This is a genomic window from Cupriavidus necator A5-1, assembly GCF_000744095.1.
GTDB lineage: Bacteria > Pseudomonadota > Gammaproteobacteria > Burkholderiales > Burkholderiaceae > Cupriavidus > Cupriavidus necator_A.
The window spans coordinates 3,294,364-3,320,494 of the sequence record NZ_JQLI01000001.1 but is presented as its reverse complement, the minus strand read 5'-3'; the positions used below and the strand labels follow the sequence as shown (position 1 = coordinate 3,320,494).

At 64.5% G+C, this 26,131-nt stretch carries 24 protein-coding genes and 1 pseudogene; 16 read left to right on the top strand and 9 right to left on the bottom strand.

The window, feature by feature from the left end; all coding sequences use genetic code 11:
* Positions 1-54: 54 nt before the first annotated feature.
* Both K307_RS14775 and K307_RS14770 read left to right on the top strand, forming a co-directional pair.
* Positions 55-483: a nuclear transport factor 2 family protein gene (locus tag K307_RS14775; RefSeq protein ID WP_042879194.1), complete on the top strand. Its 429-nt coding sequence runs from the start codon at positions 55-57 to the stop codon at positions 481-483.
* The gene (locus K307_RS14770; protein WP_042879193.1) at positions 483-1,412 is read left to right on the top strand and encodes an NADP-dependent oxidoreductase; all 930 of its coding nucleotides are present in this window, start codon (positions 483-485) and stop codon (positions 1,410-1,412) included. The genes K307_RS14775 and K307_RS14770 overlap by 1 nt, the downstream gene beginning before the upstream one ends.
* A gap of 195 nt (positions 1,413-1,607) precedes the next feature.
* On the opposite strand, the pseudogene K307_RS14765 reads toward K307_RS14770, so the two are convergent.
* A pseudogene (locus tag K307_RS14765) lies at positions 1,608-2,368 on the bottom strand (SDR family NAD(P)-dependent oxidoreductase).
* A 45-nt stretch (positions 2,369-2,413) separates the two neighbouring features.
* On the bottom strand, positions 2,414-3,157 hold the full coding sequence (locus tag K307_RS14760) for an SDR family oxidoreductase (RefSeq protein ID WP_042879190.1): 744 nt from the start codon (positions 3,155-3,157) through the stop codon (positions 2,414-2,416).
* Between the two features lie 280 nt (positions 3,158-3,437).
* Here K307_RS14760 and K307_RS14755 point away from each other — a divergent pair, with 280 nt between their 5' ends.
* The 3 genes from K307_RS14755 to yedA all read left to right on the top strand — a co-directional run bounded on the left by K307_RS14755 (position 3,438) and on the right by yedA (position 6,061).
* The gene (locus K307_RS14755) at positions 3,438-4,412 is read left to right on the top strand and encodes an AraC family transcriptional regulator (RefSeq protein WP_051974891.1); all 975 of its coding nucleotides are present in this window, start codon (positions 3,438-3,440) and stop codon (positions 4,410-4,412) included.
* A gap of 338 nt (positions 4,413-4,750) precedes the next feature.
* Positions 4,751-4,936 carry a hypothetical protein gene (locus K307_RS14750; protein ID WP_042879188.1) on the top strand — a complete coding sequence of 62 codons (186 nt, stop codon included), beginning with the start codon at positions 4,751-4,753 and terminating at the stop codon, positions 4,934-4,936.
* A 246-nt stretch (positions 4,937-5,182) separates the two neighbouring features.
* A complete protein-coding gene (gene yedA, locus K307_RS14745; protein ID WP_042882051.1) occupies positions 5,183-6,061 on the top strand; it encodes a drug/metabolite exporter YedA in 879 nt (292 codons plus the stop codon).
* A gap of 19 nt (positions 6,062-6,080) precedes the next feature.
* On the opposite strand, the gene K307_RS14740 is transcribed toward yedA, so the two are convergent.
* From K307_RS14740 to K307_RS14730, 3 genes are all read right to left on the bottom strand, one after another.
* Positions 6,081-6,773 carry a GntR family transcriptional regulator gene (locus tag K307_RS14740; RefSeq protein WP_042879186.1) on the bottom strand — a complete coding sequence of 231 codons (693 nt, stop codon included), beginning with the start codon at positions 6,771-6,773 and terminating at the stop codon, positions 6,081-6,083.
* A gap of 138 nt (positions 6,774-6,911) precedes the next feature.
* Complete coding sequence (locus tag K307_RS14735; protein ID WP_042879185.1) at positions 6,912-8,522, bottom strand: glucan biosynthesis protein; 1,611 nt, start codon at positions 8,520-8,522, stop codon at positions 6,912-6,914.
* Between the two features lie 131 nt (positions 8,523-8,653).
* Complete coding sequence (locus K307_RS14730; protein ID WP_042879182.1) at positions 8,654-9,409, bottom strand: TerC family protein; 756 nt, start codon at positions 9,407-9,409, stop codon at positions 8,654-8,656.
* A gap of 198 nt (positions 9,410-9,607) precedes the next feature.
* Here K307_RS14730 and K307_RS14725 point away from each other — a divergent pair, with 198 nt between their 5' ends.
* Complete coding sequence (locus tag K307_RS14725) at positions 9,608-10,585, top strand: 2-dehydropantoate 2-reductase (protein WP_042879180.1); 978 nt, start codon at positions 9,608-9,610, stop codon at positions 10,583-10,585.
* A 276-nt stretch (positions 10,586-10,861) separates the two neighbouring features.
* On the top strand, positions 10,862-11,581 hold the full coding sequence (locus K307_RS14720; protein WP_042879177.1) for a GntR family transcriptional regulator: 720 nt from the start codon (positions 10,862-10,864) through the stop codon (positions 11,579-11,581).
* Positions 11,582-11,718: 137 nt separating this feature from the next.
* On the opposite strand, the gene K307_RS50360 is transcribed toward K307_RS14720, so the two are convergent.
* From K307_RS50360 to K307_RS14710, 3 genes are all read right to left on the bottom strand, one after another.
* Positions 11,719-12,012, bottom strand: a complete 294-nt coding sequence (locus tag K307_RS50360; RefSeq protein ID WP_051974890.1) for an IS110 family transposase — start codon at positions 12,010-12,012, stop codon at positions 11,719-11,721.
* Between the two features lie 267 nt (positions 12,013-12,279).
* Positions 12,280-12,549, bottom strand: coding sequence for a hypothetical protein (locus K307_RS44430; protein ID WP_051974889.1), 270 nt, complete (start codon positions 12,547-12,549; stop codon positions 12,280-12,282).
* Entirely contained in the window at positions 12,539-13,582 is a 1,044-nt protein-coding gene (locus tag K307_RS14710) for an IS110 family transposase (protein ID WP_051974888.1), read from the bottom strand. Before K307_RS14710 ends, K307_RS44430 begins: the two co-directional genes overlap by 11 nt.
* 673 nt (positions 13,583-14,255) lie before the next feature.
* On the opposite strand from K307_RS14710, the gene K307_RS14705 reads away from it, so the two are divergent.
* The 9 genes from K307_RS14705 (at position 14,256) to K307_RS14665 (ending at position 25,522) form a co-directional block, all read left to right on the top strand.
* Entirely contained in the window at positions 14,256-14,465 is a 210-nt protein-coding gene (locus tag K307_RS14705) for a hypothetical protein (protein WP_042879176.1), read from the top strand.
* Between the two features lie 27 nt (positions 14,466-14,492).
* Entirely contained in the window at positions 14,493-15,725 is a 1,233-nt protein-coding gene (gene frc, locus K307_RS14700; RefSeq protein ID WP_042879174.1) for a formyl-CoA transferase, read from the top strand.
* Positions 15,726-15,939: 214 nt separating this feature from the next.
* On the top strand, positions 15,940-16,722 hold the full coding sequence (locus K307_RS14695; protein ID WP_042879171.1) for a fumarylacetoacetate hydrolase family protein: 783 nt from the start codon (positions 15,940-15,942) through the stop codon (positions 16,720-16,722).
* 36 nt (positions 16,723-16,758) lie between these two features.
* Entirely contained in the window at positions 16,759-18,321 is a 1,563-nt protein-coding gene (locus tag K307_RS14690; protein ID WP_042879169.1) for a Re/Si-specific NAD(P)(+) transhydrogenase subunit alpha, read from the top strand.
* 18 nt (positions 18,322-18,339) lie between these two features.
* A complete protein-coding gene (pntB, locus tag K307_RS14685; protein WP_042879167.1) occupies positions 18,340-19,737 on the top strand; it encodes a Re/Si-specific NAD(P)(+) transhydrogenase subunit beta in 1,398 nt (465 codons plus the stop codon).
* Between the two features lie 265 nt (positions 19,738-20,002).
* The gene (oxlT, locus tag K307_RS14680; protein WP_042879166.1) at positions 20,003-21,349 is read left to right on the top strand and encodes an oxalate/formate MFS antiporter; all 1,347 of its coding nucleotides are present in this window, start codon (positions 20,003-20,005) and stop codon (positions 21,347-21,349) included.
* A gap of 559 nt (positions 21,350-21,908) precedes the next feature.
* Complete coding sequence (gene oxc, locus K307_RS14675; RefSeq protein ID WP_042879165.1) at positions 21,909-23,642, top strand: oxalyl-CoA decarboxylase; 1,734 nt, start codon at positions 21,909-21,911, stop codon at positions 23,640-23,642.
* Between the two features lie 42 nt (positions 23,643-23,684).
* Positions 23,685-24,935, top strand: a complete 1,251-nt coding sequence (frc, locus tag K307_RS14670; protein WP_042879163.1) for a formyl-CoA transferase — start codon at positions 23,685-23,687, stop codon at positions 24,933-24,935.
* 146 nt (positions 24,936-25,081) lie between these two features.
* Positions 25,082-25,522, top strand: a complete 441-nt coding sequence (locus tag K307_RS14665) for a PAS domain-containing protein (RefSeq protein ID WP_042882047.1) — start codon at positions 25,082-25,084, stop codon at positions 25,520-25,522.
* A gap of 25 nt (positions 25,523-25,547) precedes the next feature.
* Here the strand turns inward: K307_RS14665 and K307_RS14660 are convergent, their stop codons facing one another.
* Positions 25,548-26,069, bottom strand: coding sequence for a hypothetical protein (locus K307_RS14660; protein ID WP_063771678.1), 522 nt, complete (start codon positions 26,067-26,069; stop codon positions 25,548-25,550).
* Positions 26,070-26,131 lie beyond the last annotated feature (62 nt).

Genomic DNA, 26,131 nt, shown 5'->3' with positions numbered 1-26,131 from the left:
AGTGGCGTTCGCTGGCAAAGGCCCGAAAGGCTGCCGAATCGTAAGGGAAACATCATGGGAAGCGCAGCAATGCTGCTGGAGCAGCATTTCAAATGGCTGGTGGATGACCACCAGCAATGGCAGAACCTGATTGCCGACGACGTCGTGTGGGAACTGCCGTATGCGCCGAGCCTCGGTCACCCGGGCCGGTTGGTCGGCAGGGAAGCAGTTGTCAGGCATGCCTTGTGGTTCATCAGCGAGGTGTCCGATTTTCGTTTCCACGATGCGTGGATCTCCGCGCTGGCCGATCCACGAGAGTCCAGCGGCGTGGTAAAGGCAACAGGGCAGATCCGATCAACAGGACGCGCATATGAGCAGGAGTACGTGGTCTTCCTGGCCGCCAGAGATGGAAAGATTGCGCACCTGCGCGAGTACTTCAACCCAGTCCAGGCCGCAGTGGCGATGGATGCCGAGATTGCGGCAATTCCTGCAGGGAGCATTTGATGAAGGCCATTCAAGTTGATGCATTCGGCGGCCCGGAAGCCTTGGTGCTGCGCGAGGTGGACGATCCACGCCCGGGCGACAATGAAGTCCTGATGGACATCTCCTCTACGTCCGTGAATCCAATCGACTGGAAGATTGTGACCGGCGCGATGCGGAACATGATCCCGTTGCCGCTCCCGTTTACGCCTGGCGTGGATGCTGCAGGGACCGTGGTCGCTGTGGGACGCAACGTGACGGCGTTCGTCCCGGGTGACGAAGTCATGGGCTATATCGGAATTGTCGGTGGCTATGCGACTCGCGCCGCGGTCAACGCGGAGCGACTTGCCCGCAAGCCAAGGAATGTTGCGTTTGCGCAGGCGGGCGGAATCCCGGCCGTCGCGCTCACGGCTTGGCAAGCGCTTTTCGAGCACGGTGGCCTTCGCGCGGGGCAGAAGATTCTGATTCATGCCGCTGCAGGGGGCGTGGGGAGCATCGCCGTTCAGTTGGCGGCCCTGGCAGGCGCTGAGGTGATCGGTACAGCGTCAAGCGCAAACTTCGACTATGTGCGCAGTCTTGGTGCCGCCGAAGTGATCGACTACAGCGCCGAGGATTTTGCGAGGAGGGTGTCGGATGCAGACGTGGTCCTGGATCTTGTTGGAGGGGAGACGCAAGACAGGTCATGGTCAGTGCTCAGGCCCGGCGGGGTCCTCGTTTCGACCGTCAGTCAACCGTACACCAAGCATGGCGGAGACAGAGGAATAGAAGGCAAGTGGTTCGCCACTCGCCCGGATGGCAAGCAGCTTTCCGAGATGGCTGCCTTGTATGAATCGGGCAAGCTTCGCACTACCGTTGATTCGGTCTATTCCCTCACGGAAGCAAGCCAGGCGATGGCCAGGAGCTTGACAAGGCATGTCCGAGGAAAGGTTGTTCTCCTGACGGAGAACGACTGACGAATTGGCGCCCGGCGACAGCGAAATTTTTGCCGGTGCTGTGCGCTCGCTAGTTGTGATGCCTTCCGCTAAGCGGTGCCCCGGCATCAATGCCGGGGCACCCCCCCTTATCTCTCGATTACGCGGCGAAGTCCGTGGCTTCAGAGGACTCCTTCCACACGTCGAGGTACTTCCTTGAATGTTGACTACGCGCGCTCAAGGCAACGCGACGCTCATGCCGCCGTCGGCCATCACGACCGCGCCGACGATGTAGCTGGCCTTTTCCGATGCCAGGAATGCAATCACTTCTGCAATCTCCTCAGCTGGGCCGCGCGGCGTATGGGAGCGTTCTTGCCGTGTTCGGCCAGGAACGCTTGCCCATCGGCATGGATGTGGTTGGTGATGTTGGTCACCACGTCGCCTGAGCCCACCGCATTGACGCGGATGCCGTGCTCGATGGCTTCGAGCGACAACGCGCGCGTCAATTGCGCCAGTGCGCCCTTGGAGGCGGCATAGGCCGCGATGAGCGGAAACGCCTGGTAGCAGGCATAGGAGCCGACATTGACGATGGCGCCAGACCCGGCCGACACCATCGCGCGCATCGCCTCGCGCGAGAACAGGAACGCGCCCGTTGCGTTGACTGCCTGGATGCTGTTCCAGTCGTCGAGCGACATCTCGACCACGGGCTTGTTGATGATGATCCCGGCGTTGTTGACGAGGATATCGAGCTTGCCAAACTGTTCGACAGCGGTCGACACAGCTCGCACCGCGCTTTCCTCGCGCGCAACGTCGGCCATGAGCGGTACGATGCCGGGTCTGGCGAGCGCCTCGACGTTGGCGTTGCGGTCAACGGCGACAACGTTTGCGCCCTGGGCATACAGCAGTTCAGTGGTGGCCAGGCCGATGCCGCTGGCCGCGCCGGTAACGATCGCGACCTTGCCTGCGAAGGCGTCAGTCGCTCCATTGCATGACGTCATGATGATGTTCTCCTGGGATTGACTTGTGCTATGTGTTCCGCGCGTTCAGAACGGGCTGGCCGTCGGACGCACGATGATCTCGCTCACGTCGACATCGGCCGGTTGCTCCACCGCGTACGCAATGGCGCGGGCAATCGCATCTGGCGTGATGGCGATGCGTCGAAATTCCTGCATCGCCGAGCGTGCGACATCGTCGGAGATCGAGTCGGCCAATTCGGATTCGACGACGCCGGGGCAGACGACCGTCACACGGATCTTGTCCGTTTCCTGGCGCAGCCCATCGGAAATGGCGCGCACGGCGAATTTGGTTGCGCAGTAGACGGCTGCGGTCGGCGATACGGACAAGCCGCCGATCGACGAGATGTTGATGATCTGGCCCGCGCCTTGCTGCTCCATCGTTGGCAGTACGGCAGCGATGCCGTGCAGCACGCCGCGGATGTTCACGTCGATCATCCGGTTCCACTCGTTGACCTTCAGCGCGTTCAGCGGAGAGAGCGGCATCACGCCAGCGTTGTTGATCAGCACGTCGATGCGGCCGAAGGCTTCGAGCGCGAAGCGCGCGAAGGCAGCAACATCTTCCGCCGAGGTGACGTCGAGTGCCCGATAGCGGACGGTGCCGCCAGCCGCCTGCAACGATTCGGCCGCCAGTTCGGCGAGCCGATCAGTGCGTCGTGCGCCGATGACAAGGCGATGACCTTGGGCCGCGAGCAATCGGGCGGTGCCTTCGCCAATGCCGCTGCTGGCGCCGGTGATGAGGATGACCTTCGATTCGGTGGGTTGGATTGCCATCTTGCATACTCCTATTGGTGGATCGATTTGGGAGGGGCTGCCGGCGATTGCCGCGCGAGACGCCCTTCCAGGATCGGCCTTCAGGAAAGCTGTACTGTTTGTTGGCCGGTGAGGGAATGTTAGGTACGGCTGGCCCCGCGGCGAATACACGTACCGATGGCGTTATTGCCTATTTCTATCAATCTGGGTGACGGGCGCGGATGGCGGGGACTAGAATGGCGACAATTGCAAGCGAAAGGAGCGAGCCGTGTCGAACGCCCTTAATCCTGCTTCCACTCGCATGGTCCGCCTGCTTGAGCGACTGGCGCCGAACGAGGGCTATACTCAATCGGCGCTCGACAGCGTCCGGCTGATGCGCTCGGACCGTCCGCTCGGGCGCACGCCAGTGCTGTATGAGCCGAGCATCGTCATTGTTTGTCAGGGGCGCAAGATCGGATTCCTGGGCGATGGGGTCTACGTTTATGACGCGCAGCACTACCTCGTACTGTCCGTGCCGCTGCCGTTCTCGACAGAGACTCAGGCCACGCCAGAGGAGCCCATGCTCGCGGTGTCGGTGCGCCTGGACTTGATCGAACTCAGCGAATTGATCACGCAGATCGACGCCGCCGGGCATCATCCCAAGGCGCCCCCGACTGGCATCGTTTCCACACCGCTTGAAGGTGACCTTGCTGACGCTACGCTACGGCTGTTGCAGGCGCTGACGTCACCGCTCGATGCGCAGGTTCTGGGGCCCGCCATCGTGCGCGAAATCTGCTATCGCGTGCTGACGGGCGAGCAGGGCGGGGCAATGCGCGCTGCGCTTGCACATCATGGCCGATTCGGACGGGTGGCGCGGGCACTCAAGCGGATTCATGCCGACTATGCAATGCCGCTCAACGTCACGCGCCTTGCGGAGGAAGCGGGCATGAGTGTGCCGGCGTTCCATGCCAACTTCCGTACGGTGACGCAGACATCGCCGATCCAGTACATCAAGTCGACCCGTCTTCATCAGGCCCGGCTGCTGATGATTCGAGACGGCGTGACCGCGGCGGCGGCTTCGGCGCGTGTCGGCTATGAAAGCGCATCCCAGTTCAGCCGCGAGTTCAAGCGCCTGTTCGGCAGGACGCCGGTCGAAGAGGTGCGCGACATGCGCGAGTCGTTCACGCTCTCGCCGGCGGTAACGCTCGACCATTTGGAATGGGACAGTATGGCGCTCACGCGGCAGAAGAGTGCGCGATCGACTGTTGCGACGTCACAGCGCCGCGTTACTGCGTGACCGGTTGGGCGTGGGGCACCTGACAGTAATACCGAAAAGTGGCGCATATCGGAGGGTCGCAGCGGATGCCGTGGGGCTGCAGGGCCGGTACGGTAGTCCTGTCGGCCGTTCGGAATGACACCTTCCGCGAAGCGTTCGTTGGTCAACCGCATGGCTTTTCTATCGTGCCGCAGTTTGTCAAAGGCCTATTGCTTCGCTTGCGGCATGTCATGGCTGTCTTTCTCAGCACTAACCGTTGCTTTCCCTCATACGTACTTTCACCTAATGCTGCAATGCGACAATTCCTTTGCTACAATCAGGGAAAACCCGATAAGGGTAATCCCGAAAGGAAGGACGCCATGAACACCCAATCCGATATCAAGCTGACTGACCAACTCGAACGCGATCTGATCGACCGCGAACTCGGTACGCAACGCCTGGGATTCGCCCACGACGTGAAGCGCGCCATCGCTGCCTTCCAGGCCACGATCGAGCGCCTGCAGACTCAGGCTCGCAAGGCCAAGGTGGTCTACGCTAACGGCTAAGCTGTGCTTAAGCTGCGGTAATTTGCGGCATTTGCTGCAAACCGCTGAGCTTTTTGCAGCCTTCTCGGCTGCGTTGTAGAACAGGCCATACGCGCGCCCGCTCCGGGCTGAGCGCGGCCGGTTTTGTTTTGCCTGCGGTTTTGGGTGCTTTGTGAGCAACTTTCACAAGGCTTGCCAGACGTTTTCGTTTGGTCGCGGCGGTTGCGGGGGCTATCTTGGATGCCTTCTCTAAACCTCCGTCCGACCATACCCCCGCTTGTCCTGCTCTGCCTGCTGATCACCTACGTGGTCTGGGGCACGACCTACCTGGCGATCCGCTTTACGCTGGAGAGCTTTCCGCCGCTGTTCATGACGGGCACGCGCTTTCTGTGCGCGGGCCTGTTGCTGGCCGCCTGGCTGGCGTGGCGTGGCACGCCGATGCCGAGCTGGCGGCAGCTGCGCAACTGCGCGGTGCCGGCGGTGTTCCTGCTGGTGGGCGGCATGGGGCTGACGGCGATTGCCGAGCAGACCATCTCGTCGGGCGCGACCACGGTGATGATCGGGTCGATGCCGATCTTTGCGCTGATCTGGGGTGCCTGTTTTGGCAACCGGCCCAGGTGGTACGAGTACGTGGCGATCGCGATCGGCAGCGTCGGCATCCTCGTGTTGACGGCGGGCGCGGAATTCCGCGTCAGTACCCTGGGCGTGGTGGCGCTGATGCTGGCGGTGGCGAGCTGGTCGTTCGGCTCGGAACTGGTGCGCCGGCTGGAGCTGCCGCAAGGGCCCGCGGCCTTTGCCGCGGAGACGCTGATTGGTGGGGCGGTGCTGATGGTGCTGTCGGCGCTGCGCCAGGAGCCGTGGCCGGCATCGGTCAGCGCGCAGGCCGGCTGGGCCTGGGTCTACCTGGTGGTGGCGGGGTCGCTGGTGGCGTTCTCGGCCTATATGTACCTGGTGTCGACGGTTAGCCAGACGCTCGCCGCCAGCTATGTCTATGTGAACCCGCCGGTGGCGCTGGCGATGGGCGCATGGCTGGGCGGCGAGCAGATCGCGCCGCAGACGCTGGGCGCGGTGGTGCTGATCCTGCTGGCGCTGACGGTGCTGAGCCTGGGCACGCTGCGCTCGGCGCGGGCCCAGGCGGCGGCCTGATTCCGCCGGCACCTGGGGTTCAGGTACCCGACTGCTCCTGGATCCAGAGCGAGAGCCGCACCTTGTAGGCCTGCTGGATATGCCGGCGCGCGATCTGTTCCGCCAGCACCGGGTCGCGCTGTTCCAGCGCCTCCACCAACGCGATATGTTCCTCGTACGAGCTGCGCGCGCGCCCCGGCACTGACAGCGTGGAGCGCCCGAGCAGCGCCATCGACTCATGCAGCGAGCGCAGGTTCTTCAGCAGGTAGCGGTTATGGGCGCAGCGGTGCAGGGTTTCGTGGAAGAGCCGGTTGTTCTGCGCGAGCCGGTCCGGATCGTCGGCGAACGCCAGGTCGCGCTCGACGATATCGCGCAGCAGCGAAATTTCCACGTCGGTGGCATGGCGCGCGGCCAGCGCGGCGGCGGTGCCTTCCAGCACTTCGCGCATCACGTACAGCTCGCTGACCATGCTGGCGTCGAGCTGCGTCACCATCATGCCGCGGTTGGGCTCGTTGACGACCAGGCCTTCGGATTCCAGGCGCGACAGCGCTTCGCGCACGGGCGTGCGCGACAGGCCGAGCGATTCCGCCAGCTCCACCTCGCGCAGCCGCGTGCCGGGCGAGAGCTGGCCGGCCTGGATGGCGGCGCGCAGTTGCTGGTAGGCGCGCTCCGAGCGCGGAAGCGATGCAGCCTGGCCGCCCTCGGCGGCACCGGCGAACTCTTGAGAAATCATGTGAGGCTGGCTGGTACTGTGTGACTGTTGTTACCAGCCATCATACCCGGTCGTGCGCGGTCGACATCACTGTGTCGCAATACGGTGCAAAGCCCTGCCGCGCCGCCGGTTCGGCGCGGACCCGCCGGACCACTCGCATCAGCCCGGCGACTGGAACGGGTGGTACTGATACAGCCAGGTTTCCGACAGCGGCTTGCCGTTCAGGCGCAGGAACAGGCGGATATCGACCGGCTGGTTGCCTTCGGCGGCGAGGTCGAACTGGGCGCGCCAGTGGCCGGGCACGTTGTTGGGCACGGCTTCGGTGAAGACATAGGAGAAGGTGCCGCGCGAGGCGGTCAGCACGGCTTCGGGTTTGACGCCGAAGGGGATTTTTTCCAGCGGCGCGCCCTTGAACTCCACCATGAACTTGCGCACGCCCTTGGGCCGCGGCTGGCCGGGCTGGCCGCCGTTGCCCAGCCGTGTGGCGACGCAGCGGGCCAGCGGCGAGGGGAAGGGCTCGTCGGCCTGCCAGTGCAGGCGGTAGCGCAGGCGGTAAGTGCTGCCGGCCTTGGCGGGCGCCTTGGGCACCCACATGGCGACGGCGTTGTCGTGGATCTCGTCGTCGGTGCGCAGCTCGATCAGCTGCACCGCGCCGGCGCCCCAGCCATCGCGGGGCTCGACCCACAGGCTCGGGCGGCGCTCGTAGTTGACGCCGTCCTGGTAGTGGTCGAACAGCCGGTCACGCTGCAGCAGGCCGAAGCCCTTCGGGTTGTCGTCGGAAAACGCCGAGGCGGTGGTCTGCGGCGGATTGTTCAGCGGACGCCAGATATGTTCGCCGGCGCCGTTCCAGAGCGCCAGGCCGTCGGAATCGTGTACCTCCGGGCGCCAGTCGACGGCGGTGCCCTTGATGCTTTCCGAGAACCAGTACATCGACGTCAGCGGCGCCAGCCCCAGCCGCGCCACGTCCTTGCGCAGGAACAGCGCGCATTCCACGTCCATGATCACGGCCTTGGCGCGCTGCATGACGAAACGGTAGGCGCCGGAGATGCTGGGACCGTCGAGCAGCGCATAGACGGTGACCGTATCGGCGTTGCCTTCAGGCGTCTCGAACCAGAAATGGGTGAAGGCCGGGAATTCCTCGGGCTTGCCCGCCTCGGCCACGTCGATGGCAATGCCGCGCGCAGACAGCCCGTACTGGTACAGGTCACCGATGGCGCGGAAATACGAGGCGCCCAGGAAGGCAACCCAGTCGTTCTTGCGCCAGTCACGCACCTTCTGGTCGCCCAGGCGGCTTTCCTGGAAGCGGAAGCCGGCAAAGCCGCTGCCCGGCGGCAGCTTGTGCGCGGGACTGTCGGCCGGCATGTCGAAGTAGGCGTCGTCGTAGACGATTTCGCGCGCCTTGCCGGCGCCGTCCTTCGCGCGCTCGATCACATGCATGCGCACCGGCGTGCGGAAGTAGGTGCCGAGGTGGAAGAAGGTCACCGGGAACTGGCCGGGGCCGTTGGCGAACAGCGCGTCGTCGGTGCGGAAGCGGATCTTGCCGTGGGCGTCATAGTCGATGCGTGACAGCACATCGGCGGGCGGGGACGGCGGCGGCGCGTACGGCTTTGCGGCCAGCGCGCGGGCGCGCTCGATCAGGGCGTCGAAGCCGAACGGCTGGGCCTCGCCGAGCTTGATCCGGCTGGCTGCCAGTACCGATGGGGTAATGCCCAGCGCGGCAAGCGCGGCCGAGGCGGTGGCGGAGACCAGCAGGGTTCGGCGGTTCATCATGTGGCGAAAGCGTCCTTTTTTTTGTCCGGGGTTAGTGCAGAACTGTAAGAGACGGCGCCGCCCGGGAAAAGTTCGGACACCCTCTGTTACAGGCTGCGAGCGCGCGCTCGGTGTGCGCTTCCGGGCACAACTCAGTGCGCTGCGCCCGCCGCCCGCCGCTGCTTGCGCCGATTCCGCGCCAGCATGTTGAGCCCCTCGACTCCCGCCGAGAACGCCATCGCCGTATAGATATAGCCCTTGGGCACATGGGTGCCGAGCCCTTCGGCGACCAGCGTCATGCCGATCATGATCAGGAAGGCCAGCGCCAGCATCACGATGGTCGGGTTGCGGTTGATGAAGTTGGCCAGCGGGGTGGCGGCGAACAGCATAGTCATCACCGCGGCGATCACCGCCACGAACATGATCTGCACGTGCTCGGTCATGCCGACCGCGGTGATGATGCTGTCGATCGAGAACACCAGGTCGAGGACCAGGATCTGCCCGATGGCCGAGGCGAAGCTCTGCACCGCCTTGGCCGTGCCGGTGTCCTCGCCTTCTTCGTCGGTGCTGACGTGCTGGTGGATTTCACGCGTTGCCTTCCACACCAGGAAGGCGCCGCCGGCAATCAGGATCATGTCGCGCCACGAGATTCCCTGGCCGAGGAGGGTGAACACCGGCTCGGTGAGCCTGACGATGATGGCGATGGTGGCCAGCAGCCCCAGCCGCATCAGTAGCGCCAGGCTGATGCCGACCTTGCGTGCCTTCTCGCGCATGGCCTCGGGCAGCTTGTTGGTCAGGATCGAGATAAAGATGAGGTTGTCGATCCCCAGTACGATTTCCATGGCCACCAGGGTGGCCAGCGCCGCCCAGGCGGCCGGGTCCTGCACCAATGCCAGCGTCGATTCCATACAAGCTCCGGGTGTCAGTTTTCAGGCTGGCGCCCGGCGCGTGATTCGCCGAAGGCGCATGAAGCTTCATGTTAGCGCAGCGTCGCTTGCCGCAAACGCATCCGGAAAGATAAAGGTTGTTTTGCGCTCTTGTGGAATATAGTATGTGATATATCAAAACACTATTCGAGCTTCATATCGAGCCACAAGGAGACAGGCATGAAAGTGTGTATCTACGGCGCGGGCGCCATTGGGGGCTATGTCGGGGCGCAACTGGCGCGCGCGGGAGCGGAGGTCAGCTTCGTCGCGCGCGGTCCGCACCTGGCGGCGATGAAGGAAAACGGCGTCAGGCTGCTGATCGACGGCGAGGAACGCGTGGCGCAGGTGCGCTGCACCAGTGATCCTCACGAGCTCGGCCCTCAGGATTATGTGTTCATTACCCTGAAGGCGCACTCCGTGCCTGGCGTGGTCGACCTGATACAGCCGCTGCTGGGGCCCCAGACCGCGATCGTCACCGGCGTCAACGGCATCCCGTACTGGTACTTCTACAAGCATGGCGGCGACCTCGCCGGCAGCACGCTGGAGAGCGTGGATCCGGGCGCGCGCCAGTGGAAAGGGCTGGGTCCTGAGCGGGCGATCGGCTGCGTGGTCTATCCCGCCGCCGAGATCGTGGCGCCCGGCGTGATCAAGCACGTCTACGGCAAGAAGTTTCCGCTGGGCGAACCCGACGGCAGCCGCTCGTCGCGCGTCACGCAGTTGAGCGAGATGATGATGGCCGCCGACCTGGAGGCGCCGGTGCGCGACAACATCCGCGACGAGATCTGGCTCAAGCTGTGGGGCAACCTGTGCTTCAACCCGATCAGCGCGCTCACGCATGCCACGCTCGACGTCATTACCTCGGATCCCGCCACGCGCGCGCTGTCGCGCCAGATGATGGTGGAGGCGCAGGCCATTGCCGAGCGCTTCGGCGTGAAGTTTCGTGTCGATGTGGAGCGTCGCATCGACGGTGCCGGCGCCGTGGGTGCGCACAAGACTTCGATGCTGCAGGACCTGGAGGCGGGGCGGGCCATGGAGATCGACCCGCTGCTGACCGTGGTACAGGAGATGGGGCGGCTGGTGGGGCAGCCCACGCCGATGTGCGACGCCGTGCTGGGCCTGATCAAGCAGCGCGACACGATGGCGAAACTGGCCGCCTGAAGCGGGCCAACAGCAGAGGGATACCGCAGTATCGGGTGTCCCCTGCAGCACGCCGGCCGCGCAATTGTTGCGCGCGCCCGGCTTGCAAAGCGGGAAGGCAGGGCGATAGTGATATACCATATACGACAGACCGCGCACCGCCACAGTGCCGATGCATGACGAACACGCATTGCTTGATGCATATTCGAGATGAGTCGGACGTTTTTGCTAAGCTGTGCGGGAATGCGGAGGGCAGCCATTCCGGCCGCCGCGCCACGGTCTCACACGAGCTCATTCATGTCTGCGCAAAGCCAATCGATCGCTCAGCCTCCCGGCCTGAGCCTGTCCGTGCAACCGATCAACGCCGGCGCCAGCCTGCGCGACCAGGCCTATGCCATGCTGCGGCAGGCCATTGCCGACGCGGACATCTACCAGTCGCATGAAGAGATCCGGCTGGATGAACGGGTGCTGAGCGAGGCCATGGGCGTGAGCCGCACGCCGATCCGCGAAGCCATGACGCTGCTGGAGCAGGAGGGCTTCCTGCGCACCGTACCGCGCCGCGGCATCTACATCATGCGCAAGACCAAGCGCGAGATCGTCGAGATGATCCAGATGTGGGCGGCGCTCGAGAGCATGGCGGCACGGCTTGCCACGCAGAACGCCACCGACGCGGAGATCGCGAAGCTGCGCCATATGTTCGACAGCTTCCGCGATGCCACCCCGGCCGAGCATATCGACGAGTATTCCGACGCCAATATTGCGTTTCACCAGGCAATCGTGCAGCTGTCCAGGTCGCAGATCATCATGGACACGATTCGCAACATCTTTATCCACGTGCGGGCAATCCGGAAGATGACGATTTCGCAGAGTGACCGGGCGTCACGCTCGATCGTCGATCACCTGCGCATTATCGAGGCGCTGGAGAGGCGCGACACCGAACTGGCGGAGAGGCTGGTGCGGCAGCATTCGCTGGACCTGGCCGATTATGTGGAGAAGCACTGCGACTTCCTGGATTGAGGTGCGCCGGGACAGTTGCTGAGGCCAACCGCCTCGCGACGGCTTGCTCCCCTTTCCATGAACCTATGCGGTAGCAGGGAGCGGGATTAGCCTATGAGGCCCGCGTCCTCGAAACCAAGCAACGGGCCCTCAGACGCCTAGCCAAACAACTCGGCCAAGAGGGGCAGGTTCTTGGTCTGGCGGCCGTTGACCATTACCACTTCCAAACCTGCGGCTTCCAGTACGCCATACAAGGGCAACCAGTACACGCCGGTGGCCTCCATTGCTACCGAGCGCACGTCGTGCGCCAGCAGCCAGTCGCGCAGGGCATGCAATTGCATCGTCACGGTATCGAAAACCGCTGGTGGCCCTCCTGCAATCGAAACATGCATCTGTTCGCTGCCGACGTCTACGAAGGCCGCACCCGCATCCAGCACTGGTAAATCGCTCATGATTTACTCCTGGCAAGGTGCAAGTCATGGCGTGTCTTGCCGCCAGCCCGGTCGCGTTCAGGGCATGACAAATCTTTCCAACGGGAAGCAGGGGCTCACCAAAATGCGCAATCGTCCGCGAACGGAGCCAATCTACCCACCGGGCAGCCAGCACCAAAGGGAATGACGGCTACGCTGCTTGCGGCATTCCACGTCCTTGATAACAGTAGACGGTTCATGGTCCGTGCGCAGTTTTGGACGAAACAGGGGACTACCCATGAACCAGCGCTAACCCATTGTTTTTGCTGGCACCAGATCCAGGCCATGTTTCTGCGCGAGCTTGCGTAGCACGCGCTGCTCGGACTGCGCGGTACGGGTCTGGTAGTAGCGCAGACCCTGCTCGACGTAGTCCGAGCCCTTGAGCATCGTCTGCCAGAACAAGGCAGCGAGCTTGCGCGCGAGCGCTTTGTTGGCAATGAGTCCGCCGCGGCGGGCCTTGAGCCGGCGATAGAAGCGGCCCAGGGCCTTATCAACGCTGTTGGCCAGGCTACGGGCCATGGTGCAGAACAGTTGGCCGGTACGGTTGCGGTGGCGCGCTTGCTGGGAGCGGCGCTTGCCGCTCTGGTGCGAGCCCGGTCCAGGCGGTGAAGTGCTTGGCGGTGGGCCACCGGCTCAGATCGGTGCCGACCTCACCGATCATGAGCAGCAGCGAGTAGTCGGCGAGCCCCGGCAGTTGGGTGGGATCATTGCCGCCGCACAGCTGCAGCAGCATGCGGTGCAGGCCGTCGATCTTGGGCGTATGAGTGCCGCCCGGCTTGGCCGGCGAGGCCGGGTCGTCGTCGCGGGGGGGACCGCTCAGTGCGCGTAGCACCTGTTCGATGGCGCGATCGCATTCGCTGATCTGGCTTTGGTAGTGCTGCCAGCTCTGCAAGGCCTGGCGCAGGGCAAAGAGGTGTTCATGCTTCCACATGTCGCGTAGCGATTCCTTGACCCGATCGCCCTTGTGCTTGCGGATTTGCGCGTCGCATAGCGTCAGCAGGTAAGCGGGGTCGCGCCGGCCGGCCAGGATGGCGTCGATGACCTTGAGCGCGCTGACGCCGGTGAGGTCGCTGATGACCGCATGGAACTTGACGTTCATGCGCTCGAGCGCCTTTTGCATGTGCTGCACGTGGCTGGCGGCCATCGTGATGTGATCCTGGCGCAAGCGCAGATAGTCCTGCAGTTGCCGGATTTCGGCCGGGGGCACGAAGCCGGAGTGCAGCAGGCCGTGCGCATGCAGCGTGGCCAGCCACTGGCAGTCGGCCATGTCGGTCTTGCGTCCGGGCAGGTTGCGCACCTGCCGGCCATTGACCACCAGGACCGTGATGGTGGCGGCCTCCAGCGCGCCGTACAGGTACAGCCAGTACACGCCGGTCGCCTCCATGGCCACCGAGCGCACGCCTTGGTCGCGCAGCCAATGGATCAGCGTCGAGACGTCCTGGGTCAGGGTGCCAAAGACCCGCGGCGTGTCACCCGCGATGGACACGTGCAACTTCTCGCTGCCCACGTCGATGCCGGTGGCCCGGTCATCCAATACCGGTAGCGTTTTCATCTGCGGCCTCCTCTTCTTGGGAAGGATCGGCGCCAACGTGCCCGGCAGACCCGAAAATGGAAACAAACCTACCCAGCGGGAAGCTAACGACGCTCACCAATCAAGCCCAATGCTGTCTGCCGGAGCCAGTCTCTCCCACGGGCAACAAGAAGTGCACCAGAGGGGACGCGGCCACACTGCGCGTCAAGGCCGAGTATCAACCACTGTACTACCGGTTCCTGGGGCAAGCCGGCATGGGCCGCATGCGGGGGACTCTCCCGCCTGCGGGAGAGGGCAGGGGGTGAGGGCGGACGGTGGCATACCGACGGCGATGCACTTCGTCGACGCGCCTGGCCCTCACCCCACCCCTCCCGCAAGCGGGAGAGGGAGTACCCGATAGGTAGCTGCTAGACGGCGGACGCGAGTCCGCCGTTTATGTTTTGCCGGCTTCGTCTTTAGATATGTGATATATCAATGGAAGCCCGCCGCTTCCACCGGGTGAGGGCGTTCCACGGCACGCACTCTAAAGAGATGCCGTGGCGAGGCGAATGTGCCTTACGAACCACAATTGCTGCATTGCACCGTCAAAACTTGCGCCTTATCGGGCAAACTCCCCTTGCTCTCTCGTGATATATCACATACCGTATGTCATCAAGGAAGCCGGAAACGGTAAATCTAACGAGGAGACCAAGACATGTCCGAAGTCGTCGAAGCCAAGCGGTCCGGCAACACCACCGCGGAAGACACCCTGAAGCTGAAGAGCCGGGAGGCCGGCATTGTTTCGGGCGGTCACCTGGTGACGCGTGCGCTGAAGAACGAAGGGATCGATACCATCTTCACGCTGTGCGGCGTGGATCCGAGCGAATACGCGCCGGGCACCAAGAACCAGACCATGTACAAGTAAAAACCATCGCCCGAGGAGACAACCGCAATGGAAACCAAGGCCCTGCAAGGTGTTCGCATCCTGGACATGACCCACGTCCAGGCAGGCCCCTCGGCCACGCAGCTGATGGCGTGGCTGGGCGCGGACGTGATCAAGGTGGAAATGCCGGGCCGCGGGGACATTACCCGCAGCCAGCTGCGCGACGTGCCCAACGCCGACAGCCTGTACTTCACCATGCTCAACTCCAACAAGCGCAGCCTGACGCTGAACATGAAGACGCCCGAAGGCAAGGCGCTGCTCGAAGACCTGGTACAGCGCAGCGACGTGCTGATCGAGAACTTCGGGCCCGGCGTGCTGGAGCGCGCCGGCTTCGACTGGGAGCACCTGCAGGACCTGAATCCGCAGCTGGTGTATGCCTCGATCAAGGGCTTCGGCCCGGGGCCGTACGCTGACTGCAAGGCGTATGAAAACGTGGCGCAGTGCATGGGCGGCTCGGCCTCCACCACTGGCGATGCCGACGGCGTGCCGACCGTGACGGGCGCGCAGATCGGCGACTCGGGCACCGGCGTGCATTGCGTGGTCGGCATCCTGGCCGCGCTGCTGCAGCGCGAGCACACCGGCCGTGGCCAGCGCGTGGAAGTGGCGATGCAGGACGCGGTGCTGAACCTGTGCCGCGTCAAGCTGCGCGACCAGCAGCGCCTGGACAACGGGCCGCTGCGCGAATACCCGAACCAGGAATTCGGCGACCACGTGCCGCGCGCGGGCAACGCCTCGGGCGGCGGCCAGCCGGGCGCGGCGCTGCGCTGCTCGCCGGGCGGCCCCAATGACTACGTCTACGTCATCATCCAGCCGCAGGGCTGGGAGCCGCTGATGCGCCTGTGCGGCCGCGAAGACCTGATCACCAATCCGGACTACGCCACGCCGGAAGCGCGGCTCAAGCATCTCGCCGACTGCTTCGCCGTGATCGAGAAATGGACCGGCGGCCTCAGCAAGTTCGACGTGATGGCGGCGCTCAATGAAGTCGACGTGCCGTGCGGCCCGATCCTGTCGATGAAGGACCTGATCGAGGACCAGTCGATGTACCAGCGCGGCTATCTGGTGGAGCTGGAGCATCCGCAGCGCGGCAACTATGTGCAGCTCGGTTGCCCCATCACGCTGTCGGCCTCGCCGGTGGAAGTCGAGCGTTCGCCGTTGCTGGGCGAGCATACCGACGAGATCCTCGAGTGGCTGGGCCGCTCGCCGGCGCAGATCGCGGCGATGAAGCTGGCCGGGGCGGTATGAGGTAGCGGGCGTCGCGACGCCTTGCCACCACGTCGTTCCCGCGCAGGCGGGAACCCAGTGACTTTTTCCCCGAAGGGGACGTGAAAGACGCTGGATTCCCGCCTGCGCGGGAATGACAGGCGCGCGCCGCCCCAAGTCTCTTTTTCTCTTCCAAGATCCTGCAACCCATCTCGGAGCAGGCAAGCCCCCCTTTTTCCTGCGCAAGGAGCACGCTGTGCAAACCTGGATACGCTTTCGCCGCGCCGACGGCCGCATTGCCCATGGCCGTCTGGATGGCCCCGATGGCACCCGCGTTGTTGAATATGACGGCGACGGTTTCAACGACCCCGCACCCACGGGCGAAGTGCACGAGCGCGCGGCCCTGACGTTGCTGGCGCCCTGCGAGCCCGGCAAGGTCGTGGCCCTGTGGAACAACTTTCACGCGCTCGCGCGCAAGCTGGAAAAGCCAGTGCCCACGCACCCGCTGTTTCTGATCAAGCCGGCATCGTCACTGGCCGGGCCCAGCGACGCGGTGCAGCGGCCAAAGAGCTACGACGGCAAGATCGTCTATGAAGGCGAGCTCGGCATCGTCATCGGCAAGAAGGCGCGCAACGTATCGGTGGCGGAAGCGGGCTCGCATATCTTCGGCTACACCATCGTCAACGACGTGACGGCGGCCGAGCTGATCGCCGCCGACCCCAACTTCCCGCAGTGGACGCGCGCCAAGGGCTTCGACACCTTCGGCTGCGTCGGCCCTGCCATCGTCACCGGCTTCAACTGGAAGGCGGCCAGCGTGGTGACGCGCCTGGACGGCGTGGAGCGGCAGAACTATCCGCTGTCGGACATGATCTTCTCGCCCGAGGAGCAGGTCAGCCGCATCTCGCAGGACCTGACGCTGATGCCGGGCGACGTGATCGCGTGCGGCACTTCGCTCGGCGTGGGCTCGATGAAGGACGGCGCGGTGGTGGAGGTGGCGATCGCGGGCATCGGTTCGCTGGTCAACCACGTGCGCGGCTGAACGCCATCCGCACTCACATACAGGACGGTGAATGCCATGCCAATGACGATCGGTGTGCCACGCGAGGTCCATCCGGGAGAGCGCCGCGTTGCCGCCACCCCGGACTCGGTCAGGGAACTGCTCAAGCTCGGCTACAAGGTGGCGGTAGAGACCGGCGCGGGCCAGGAGGCCTCGTTCTCCGACGATGACTATCGCGGCGCGGGCGCGGCCATCGTCGATGCGGCCAGCCTGTGGGCGTCGGTCGACGTGGTGATCAAGGTGCGCCCGCCGCAGGCCCACCCCAGCCTGGGCGTGGAAGAGGCGGCGCTGCTGAAGAAGCATGCCACCCTGATCGGCTTTGTCTGGCCGGCGCAGCAGATGGCGATGCTGGAGCGGCTGACGCAGCGCGGCGCAACGGTGCTGGCAATGGATTGCGTGCCGCGCATCTCGCGCGCGCAGAAGCTCGATGCACTCAGCTCGATGGCCAATATGGCGGGCTACCGCGCGGTGATCGAGGCCGCGCATGCCTTTGGCCGTCCCTTTGCCGGGCAGATCACGGCGGCGGGCAAGATCCCGCCGGCGCGCGTGCTGGTGATCGGCGCCGGCGTGGCGGGGCTGGCGGCGATCGGCGCGGCGCGCAGCCTGGGGGCGGTGGTGCGGGCCTTCGATACGCGGCCGGTGGTGCGCCAGCAGATCGAAAGCCTTGGCGCCGAGTTCCTCACGGTTGAAATCGAAGAAGACGGCAGCGGCAGCGGCGGCTATGCCAAGGAAATGAGTCCCGCCTTTATCGAGGCGGAGATGCGCCTCTTTGCCGAGCAGGCGCGCGAGGTCGACATCATCATCACCACCGCGCTGATCCCGGGCAAGCCCGCGCCGAAGCTGCTCGAAGCCGGCACCGTCGGCCTGATGCGCGCGGGCAGCGTGGTGGTGGACCTGGCCGCGGAGCAGGGCGGCAACTGCATACTGACCGTGCCGGGTGAATCGGTGCGGCACAACGGTGTGACGATCATCGGCTATACCGACCTGCCCAGCCGCATGGCGGCGCAGGCCAGCCAGCTCTACGCCACCAATATCCGCCACCTGCTGACCGAGCTGACGCCGGGCAAGGACGGGCAGCTCGTGGTCGATATGGACGACGAGATGATCCGCGGCGCCACGGTGCTGCACCAGGGCGCAGTGACTTGGCCGCCGCCGCCGCTGACGGTGGCCATCCCGCAGCAGCAGGCGCCGGCCGCGGCGCCGCCGGTGCAGACCGAAGCTGCCGAGCCGCCGAGCCGTACCGGCGTGACGCTGATTGCCCTGGCGCTTGCCGCAGCCGCGCTGCTTGGCCTTGGTGCGGTCGCGCCACCGGCGTTCATGGCACATTTCACGGTGTTCGTGCTGGCGATCTTTGTCGGCTACCAGGTGGTGTGGAATGTCACCGCCGCGCTGCATACGCCGCTGATGAGCGTGACCAATGCCATCAGCGGGATCATCGTGGTGGGGGCGCTGGTGCAGCTGGGCAAGCCGTCGCTGCTGACGGCGGTGATCGCCGGCTGCGCGGTGTTCGTCGCCACCATCAATATCGCCGGCGGCTTCCTGGTCACGCAGCGCATGCTGAAGATGTTCCAGCGAGATTAAGGCCAAGGAGACAGAGCCATGCCTTCCGGAATCAGCAATATCGCTTACCTTGGCGCGAGCGCGCTCTTTATCCTCAGCCTCAGCGGGCTGAGCCACCCCGCCACCGCCAAACGCGGCAACATGCTTGGCATCGCCGGCATGGTGATCGCGGTGTTGACCACCGTGCTGGCCGGCAGCCCGGACGGCATCGCCATCATCATCGGCGCGATGCTCGCGGGCGGGGCGGCCGGCGCGATGCTGGCCAAGCGCGTGGAGATGACGCAGATGCCGCAACTGGTGGCGATGCTGCACAGCTTCGTCGGGCTGGCCGCGGTGCTGGTGGGCTACGCCAACTACCTGGAGCCGACCACGCTGGCCGGCGCGGAGAAGATGATCCACGAGGTCGAGACCTACCTCGGCATCCTGATCGGCGCGGTCACCTTCACCGGCTCGATCATCGCCTTCCTCAAGCTGCAGGGCACCATGGGCGGCAAGCCGATGCTGCTGCCGGGCCGCCACATGCTCAACGCCGGCGCGCTGCTGGTGTGCGTGTGGCTGGGGTATCGCTTCCTCAGCGCTGCCGATCCGCAGCAGGGGCTGGTGCCGCTGGCGATCATGACCGGGATCGCGCTGCTGGTCGGCGCGCACCTGGTGCTGGCCATCGGCGGCGCCGACATGCCGGTGGTGGTGTCGATGCTGAACAGCTACTCCGGCTGGGCCGCGGCGGCGACCGGCTTCATGCTGGGCAACGACCTGCTGATCATCACCGGCGCGCTGGTGGGCTCGAGCGGCGCCATCCTCAGCTACATCATGTGCAAGGCGATGAATCGCAAGTTCCTGTCGGTGATCCTGGGCGGCTTCGGCGCGGTGCAGGCGCAAGGCACTGCCACCGAGCAGGGCGAGGTGCTGCCGGTGTCGAGCGAGGAAGTCAGCAGCCTGCTCAAGGATGCCAGCGAGGTCATCATCGTGCCGGGCTACGGCATGGCGGTGGCACAGGCGCAGGGCACCATCAGCGAGATCGCGCGGCGCTTGCGTGCGCAGGGGATCAATGTCCGATTCGGCATCCACCCGGTGGCGGGCCGCTTGCCGGGGCATATGAACGTGCTGCTGGCCGAGGCCCGGGTGCCGTACGACATCGTGCTGGAAATGGAAGAGATCAACGACGATTTCGAGAAGGCCGATGTGGTGCTAGTGGTCGGCGCCAACGACATCGTCAACCCCGGCGCGCTGGAAGACCCGGCCAGCCCGATCGCCGGCATGCCGGTGCTGGAAGTGTGGAAGGCCAAGACCGTGGTGGTGTCCAAGCGCAGCATGGCGGCGGGCTACGCGGGCGTGGACAACCCGCTGTTCTACAAGGACAACACGCGCATGTGGTTTGGCGATGCCAAGGGCAGTGTCGATGCCTTGCTGCGGCAGTTGGAGGAAACGCCTGCGTAGGGGTTTTCCTGGGTCGGGGATACCGTGGACGGGCCGCTATGGCATTCCTGCGCCGCAATTCATGCCAAATCCCCGATGTATAAACGATCGTGAATAGATACGATAAAAAACTTTAAGGCAAGGCCAATTAAGCTTCAGGTAGCATCAATCCACCGATTTATGTGCCGCAATACCGGCGCCGGTCTAGTCGTAAAGGGCTCACCCACGGACAGCCCTGAAGTGCCCGTCGAGGCGCAATACAAAAAATACCAGGAGACAAGGACAGATGGCGCGATATGAAGCAGCGGCCCCGGCGGCTCACGGCGACGTGAACGGCCGAGGCCTGCAGAACCGTTGGACGCAGTTGGCAATCGGCGTGGTGTGCATGGGGCTTGTGGCGAACCTGCAGTATGGCTGGACCTTGTTTGTGTCGCCGATGGACGCCAAGCACCACTGGGGCGCGTCCGCGATCCAGGTGGCGTTTTCCATTTTCATCGTGACCGAGACCTGGCTGGTGCCGCTGGAGGGCTGGCTGGTGGACAAGTTCGGTCCGCGCCCGGTGGTGGCGGGTGGTGCGATCTGCGCGGGACTGGCGTGGGTGATGAATGCGTATGCGACGACGCTGCCGGAGTTGTATGCGGCGGCGGTGATCGCGGGCATCGGCGCGGGCGGTGTGTATGGCACGTGCGTGGGCAATGCGCTGAAGTGGTTCCCGGACAAGCGGGGGCTAGCCGCGGGACTGACGGCGGCGGGCTTTGGCGCGGGGGCGGCGATCACGGTGATCCCGATCGCCAACATGATCCAGAGCGCAGGCTATGAGAAGGCATTCCTGTTCTTCGGCATCCTGCAAGGGGTGTGCATCTTCGCGCTGGCGCTGCTGCTGGTGAAGCCGCGTGCGCCGAAGGGTGCGGTGGCGGCCAAGGCGGTGCTGACCAACCCGGTGGAGTACACGCCGGGGCAGATGGTGAAGACGCCGGTGTTCTGGCTGATCTACGCGAGCTTCGTTGCGGTGGCGGCAGGCGGGATCATGGCCACGGCGCAACTGGGCCCCATCGCCAAGGACTTCGGCTTTGCGTCGATGCCGGTGACGCTGCTGGGGCTGACCTTGCCGCTGCTGACGATGACGCTGTCGATCGACAACCTGTGCAATGGCTTTACACGGCCGCTGTGCGGGTTCCTGTCTGACAAGTTCGGCCGCGAGAACACGATGTTCGTGATCTTCATCGGCGAGGGGCTGGCGCTGCTGGGGTTGATGCAGCTGGGGCATAACCCGTACTGGTTCATGTTCTTCGCGGCGCTGACGTTCCTGTTCTGGGGCGAGATCTTCTCGATCTTCCCGGCGCTGTGCGCGGACACGTTCGGCAGCAAGTTCGCGGCGGCGAACGCGGGCACGCTTTATACAGCGAAGGGGACGGCGGCGATGCTGGTGCCGTTGGCCTCAGTGCTGTCGGCGCGCGGTGGCTGGGAGGCGGTATTCACAGTGGCGGCGGTAGTGACGATCGCGGCGGGGATCTCGGCCAAGGTGCTGCTGGCGCCCATGCGCAAACGGTTCATCACGGGCCATTCGGAGCCAACCATGCCGGTATCGGACGTGGGCTTCCTTGCGAGCGCATCGGCCAGGCGCGGTGATTAGGCTCGGCATCACTGTGTCTGTAGTGATGTATTGAAGTTTTTGGAGGCCAGGCGCTTGCGCCAGGCCGCCCAGGCGCAAGCGCCTGGAGCAGGGCATGAGAAATTGAGGACCTCGCAAGGGCATTTCAGATGGCCTCAAAGTGCCTCAAAAACTTGGTATGTAATATATCTATTGCCTGGATCCGCAGTGCAATTAGCTTGCGGATTGAGCCTCCTGCATCTGTGCGAAGGGGGAATGGATTGCACAGATTAAGGAATTGCGCTGATTTGAGCGCAGATAGAGATCGGTTTGCTGCAGTGCACTGACGAAAGTTTGTCGCAGAGTAGGAAAATAGCTTGCCGTTCTCTGATATATCACATACCGTATGTCATTAAGGCCGGCCGAACGGACGGCAGAGGTTGAAGCAAGGGGGCAGCCCCCGCGCACTACGAACACGAGTCCAACGAGGAGACCAAGCATGTCCGAAGTCGTAGCGAAGCGGGCCGAGAGCACCACCGCGGAAGACACCCTGAAATAGAAGAATTCCAACCCCAGTCAATTTGTATAGAAGGAAGCAACCATGGCAGAAGTCGGAAACGAACTGCAGCGTCACGCCGCGGAAGAACATCAGGCACAAACCGATGGTTTTCATCTGGTCATCGACGCGCTGAAGCTGAACGGCATCGAAAACATCTACGGCCTGCCCGGCATTCCGGTCACCGATCTGGCTCGTCTGGCGCAGGCCAACGGCATGCGCGTCATCAGCTTCCGTCACGAGCAGAACGCAGGCAACGCAGCAGCGATTGCCGGCTTTCTCACGCAAAAGCCGGGCATTTGCCTGACCGTTTCTGCGCCCGGCTTCCTGAACGGGCTGACGGCGCTGGCGCATGCGACCACCAACTGCTTCCCGATGATCCTGATCAGCGGCTCGAGCGAGCGCGAGATCGTCGATTTGCAGCAGGGTGACTACGAAGAGATGGACCAGCTGGCCATCGCCCGTCCGCACGCCAAGGCTGCCTTCCGCGTGCTGCATGCTGAAGACATTGGTGTCGGTATCGCGCGTGCCATTCGTGCCGCCGTGTCGGGCCGTCCGGGCGGTGTGTACCTGGACCTGCCGGCCAAGCTGCTGGGCCAGTCGATGGAAGCCGAGCGGGGCCGCAAGTCGCTGATCAAGGTGGTGGATCCGGCCCCGCGCCAACTGCCTGCACCGGACTCGGTCGACCGTGCCGTCGCGCTGCTGAAGAACGCCAAGCGCCCGCTGATCCTGCTGGGCAAGGGTGCCGCGTACGCACGCGCCGATGCGGATATCCGCACGCTGGTCGAGAAGACGGGCATTCCGTACCTGCCGATGTCGATGGCCAAGGGTCTGCTGCCCGATACGCACCCGCAATCGGCCTCGGCCGCACGCTCGTATGTGCTGGCTGAAGCTGACGTGGTGTTGCTGGTCGGCGCCCGCCTGAACTGGCTGCTGTCGCACGGCAAGGGCAAGACCTGGGGCAAGCCGAAGCAATTCATCCAGATCGACATCGCGCCGACCGAGATGGACAGCAACGTCGCCATCGCCGCGCCGGTAGTGGGTGACATTGGTTCGTGCGTGTCGGCGATGCTCGACAAGATCGGCAACGACTTTGCCAAGCCGGGCGCCGAGTGGCTGAACGCGGTGGTCGAACGCAAGGACAAGAACTTGGCGAAGATGGCCGAGACGCTGGCCAAGGATGCGTCGCCGATGAACTTCCACAGCGCGCTGCGCGTGCTGAAGGAGGTCGTCAAGGCCAATCCGAGCATCTCGTTTGTCAACGAAGGCGCCAACACGCTGGACTACGCCCGTGCCGTGATCGACATGTACGAGCCGCGCAAGCGCCTTGATGTGGGCACCTGGGGCGTGATGGGCGTGGGCATGGGCTACGCGGTCGCCGCGGCGGTCGAGACCAACAAGCCGGTGCTGGCGCTGTGCGGTGACAGTGCGTTCGGTTTCTCGGGCATGGAAGTCGAGACGATCTGCCGTTACAACCTGCCGGTCTGCATCGTCATTTTCAACAACAACGGCGTCTACAAGGGTATCGACGTGAATCCGACCGGCGGCAAGGATCCGGCGGTCACGATGTTCGTCCAGGGCGCGCGCTACGACAGGATGATGGAAGCGTTCGGTGGCGTCGGTCACAACGTCACCACGCCGGCGGAACTCGAAGCTGCGGTGAACGAAGCCCTGCGGTCGGGCAAGCCCACGCTGGTCAATGCCGTCATCGACCCGGCTGCTGGCACCGAAAGCGGTCGTCTGACCAATCTGAATCCGCAAAGCTCGGCCACGAAGTAATTCACCCGAATTTCACCCCTCTGATCCAATAGGAGAACGAAAGTGAACCTCCCACTCAACGGCATCAAGATCATCGACTTCACGCACGTCCAGGCCGGGCCCGCCTGCACGCAGCTTCTCGCGTGGTTCGGCGCAGACGTCATCAAGGTGGAGCGCCCCGGTTCCGGCGATGTCACGCGCACGCAGCTGCGCGACATCCCGGATGTCGATGCGCTGTACTTCACCATGCTCAACTCCAACAAGCGCAGCCTGACGCTGGACACCAAGAAGCCGGAAGGCAAGAAGATCCTGGAGCAGCTGATCCGCGAGTCGGATGTGCTGGTCGAGAACTTCGGCCCCGGCGCGCTGGACCGCATGGGCTTCTCGTGGGAACGCATCAACGAACTGAACCCGAAGATGATCGTGGCTTCGGTGAAGGGCTTCAGTGATGGCCACCACTATGAAGACCTGAAGGTCTACGAGAACGTGGCCCAGTGCGCCGGCGGCGCGGCCTCGACCACCGGCTTCTGGGACGGCCCGCCGACGGTGTCCGCCGCCGCGCTGGGCGATTCCAACACCGGCATGCACCTGGCCATCGGTATCCTCACCGCGCTGATCGGCCGCGACAAGACCGGCAAGGGCCAGAAGGTGGCCGTATCGATGCAGGACGCCGTGCTCAACCTGTGCCGCGTCAAGCTGCGCGACCAGCAGCGCCTGGACCGCCTGGGCTTCCTGGAAGAGTATCCGCAGTACCCGCATGGCAGCTTCAGTGACGTGGTGCCGCGCGGCGGCAACGCGGGCGGCGGCGGCCAGCCGGGCTGGGTGCTGAAGTGCAAGGGCTGGGAAACCGACCCCAACGCCTATATCTACTTCACCATCCAGGGCCACGCCTGGGAGCCGATCTGCAAGGCGCTGGGCAAGCCGGAATGGATCGACGATCCGAACTACAGCACCGCCAAGGCACGCCAGCCGCATATCTTCGATATCTTCAAGACCATCGAGGACTGGCTCGCCGACAAGACCAAGTACGAGGCCGTCGACATCCTGCGCAAGTTCGATATCCCGTGCTCGCCGGTACTGTCGATGAAGGAAATCGCCGCCGATCCGTCGCTGCGCGCCAGCGGCAGCATCACCGAAGTTCCGCACAAGGAGCGTGGCACTTACCTGACGGTGGGCAGCCCGATCAAGTTCTCCGACCTGAAGCCGGCGATCACCGGGTCGCCGCTGCTGGGCGAGCATAGCGACGAGGTGCTGGCCGGCCTGGGCTACGGTCCGGACGACATCAAGCGCCTGCGCGAGTCCCAGGTCATCTGACGCCGCACACCGGCACTTGTGCCGGTGCGTACGCCGGGGCCTCGCGTGAGCGGGCTCCGGCGTTTTTGCTTGCAGCGCGCACACCTGCCGCGCTACCTTGATGGCAACACCCCAACACGGCAATGACCGACAACGAGGGAATCCCCATGCCAGACCAGATCGACCACGCGCAACTGGTGACCGCCATCGGCGACGCCATCATCATCTCCGACGCGAAAGGCGCCATCACGCTGTGGAACCCTGCGGCCGAGCGCATGTTCGGCTACAGCCAGGCCGAGGCCATGGGCCAGTCGCTCGACCTGATCATCCCGGAGCGCCTGCGCGGGCGGCATTGGGAGGGCTATGACAAGACCATGGCCACCGGCATCACGCGCTACGGCCATGACCTGCTGAAGGTGCCGGCGGTCGACAAGGACGGCAAGTCGATGTCGATCGCCTTCACCGTGGCGTTGCTAAAGGATGAGGCCGGCGCCATCACTGGCATCGTCGCCGTGATCCGCGACGAGACCGTGCGCTTCCAGGAGGAGCGGGCGTTGAAGAAGCGGATCGTGGAGCTGGAGAGCCAGTTGACATCCTCCCCGGCCTGAAGGCTGGGGCAGGGCGGGGCGCGCTTCAGTCCCGGCGCCGGGTGGCGCGCCGCACCAGCATCGAAGCGAGCGGAAGGGCCAGCCCGAAGGCCAGGTAGACCAGCGCCAGCATGCTTGGCGAGAGCCGGAGCTCGAAGCCCGGAGTGAGGCGGTGCGGCGTGCACTTGAGGTCCACGAAGCAGGCGATCCCCGCGATCGCGAGGCCGCTCAGCACCAGCGCGGGCGCTGCGCGATGCGCCCCCCGGTGCGCCACTGCGCCCTCATAGAAGGCCGCCCAGAACACCGACATCGCATGATGGATCACGTAGCCCAGCACGGTATGCCGGAACGACGGCCGGTTGACGTGCATGGCGCGCTCGCCCCAGATCCAGTGGCTGACCGCATTGACCGGCGCGAAGGCGCTGCCGCAGTCGACGCTGCCGCCGCGGACGAGCATGCCGGTGGACACCAGGCTGGCGCAAGTGCCGGAGATCGCGGCGCGGCGCAGCACGGTGGCCGCATCCACCGCGTACCGGTGCTCGGCGCCGGCGGCTTTATCGGCCCGCATGCCTGCGCCGCAATGCTGACTGGAGGATTCCATGTGATAGCGGGCGAGCGGCGCGTGCCGGC

Bases quoted from the DNA above. Each gene is read 5' to 3' on its own strand.
- K307_RS14775 (WP_042879194.1), top strand. From the start codon at position 55: ATGGGAAGCGCAGCAATGCTGCTGGAGCAGCATTTCAAATGGCTGGTG.
- K307_RS14770 (WP_042879193.1), top strand. From the start codon at position 483: ATGAAGGCCATTCAAGTTGATGCATTCGGCGGCCCGGAAGCCTTGGTG.
- K307_RS14760 (WP_042879190.1), bottom strand. From the start codon at position 3,157: ATGGCAATCCAACCCACCGAATCGAAGGTCATCCTCATCACCGGCGCC.
- K307_RS14755 (WP_051974891.1), top strand. From the start codon at position 3,438: ATGGTCCGCCTGCTTGAGCGACTGGCGCCGAACGAGGGCTATACTCAA.
- K307_RS14750 (WP_042879188.1), top strand. From the start codon at position 4,751: ATGAACACCCAATCCGATATCAAGCTGACTGACCAACTCGAACGCGAT.
- K307_RS14740 (WP_042879186.1), bottom strand. From the start codon at position 6,773: ATGATTTCTCAAGAGTTCGCCGGTGCCGCCGAGGGCGGCCAGGCTGCA.
- K307_RS14735 (WP_042879185.1), bottom strand. From the start codon at position 8,522: ATGATGAACCGCCGAACCCTGCTGGTCTCCGCCACCGCCTCGGCCGCG.
- K307_RS14730 (WP_042879182.1), bottom strand. From the start codon at position 9,409: ATGGAATCGACGCTGGCATTGGTGCAGGACCCGGCCGCCTGGGCGGCG.
- K307_RS14725 (WP_042879180.1), top strand. From the start codon at position 9,608: ATGAAAGTGTGTATCTACGGCGCGGGCGCCATTGGGGGCTATGTCGGG.
- K307_RS14720 (WP_042879177.1), top strand. From the start codon at position 10,862: ATGTCTGCGCAAAGCCAATCGATCGCTCAGCCTCCCGGCCTGAGCCTG.
- K307_RS50360 (WP_051974890.1), bottom strand. From the start codon at position 12,012: ATGAGCGATTTACCAGTGCTGGATGCGGGTGCGGCCTTCGTAGACGTC.
- K307_RS44430 (WP_051974889.1), bottom strand. From the start codon at position 12,549: ATGGCCCGTAGCCTGGCCAACAGCGTTGATAAGGCCCTGGGCCGCTTC.
- K307_RS14710 (WP_051974888.1), bottom strand. From the start codon at position 13,582: ATGAAAACGCTACCGGTATTGGATGACCGGGCCACCGGCATCGACGTG.
- K307_RS14705 (WP_042879176.1), top strand. From the start codon at position 14,256: ATGTCCGAAGTCGTCGAAGCCAAGCGGTCCGGCAACACCACCGCGGAA.
- frc (WP_042879174.1), top strand. From the start codon at position 14,493: ATGGAAACCAAGGCCCTGCAAGGTGTTCGCATCCTGGACATGACCCAC.
- K307_RS14690 (WP_042879169.1), top strand. From the start codon at position 16,759: ATGCCAATGACGATCGGTGTGCCACGCGAGGTCCATCCGGGAGAGCGC.
- pntB (WP_042879167.1), top strand. From the start codon at position 18,340: ATGCCTTCCGGAATCAGCAATATCGCTTACCTTGGCGCGAGCGCGCTC.
- oxlT (WP_042879166.1), top strand. From the start codon at position 20,003: ATGGCGCGATATGAAGCAGCGGCCCCGGCGGCTCACGGCGACGTGAAC.
- oxc (WP_042879165.1), top strand. From the start codon at position 21,909: ATGGCAGAAGTCGGAAACGAACTGCAGCGTCACGCCGCGGAAGAACAT.
- K307_RS14665 (WP_042882047.1), top strand. From the start codon at position 25,082: ATGCCAGACCAGATCGACCACGCGCAACTGGTGACCGCCATCGGCGAC.
- K307_RS14660 (WP_063771678.1), bottom strand. From the start codon at position 26,069: ATGCGGGCCGATAAAGCCGCCGGCGCCGAGCACCGGTACGCGGTGGAT.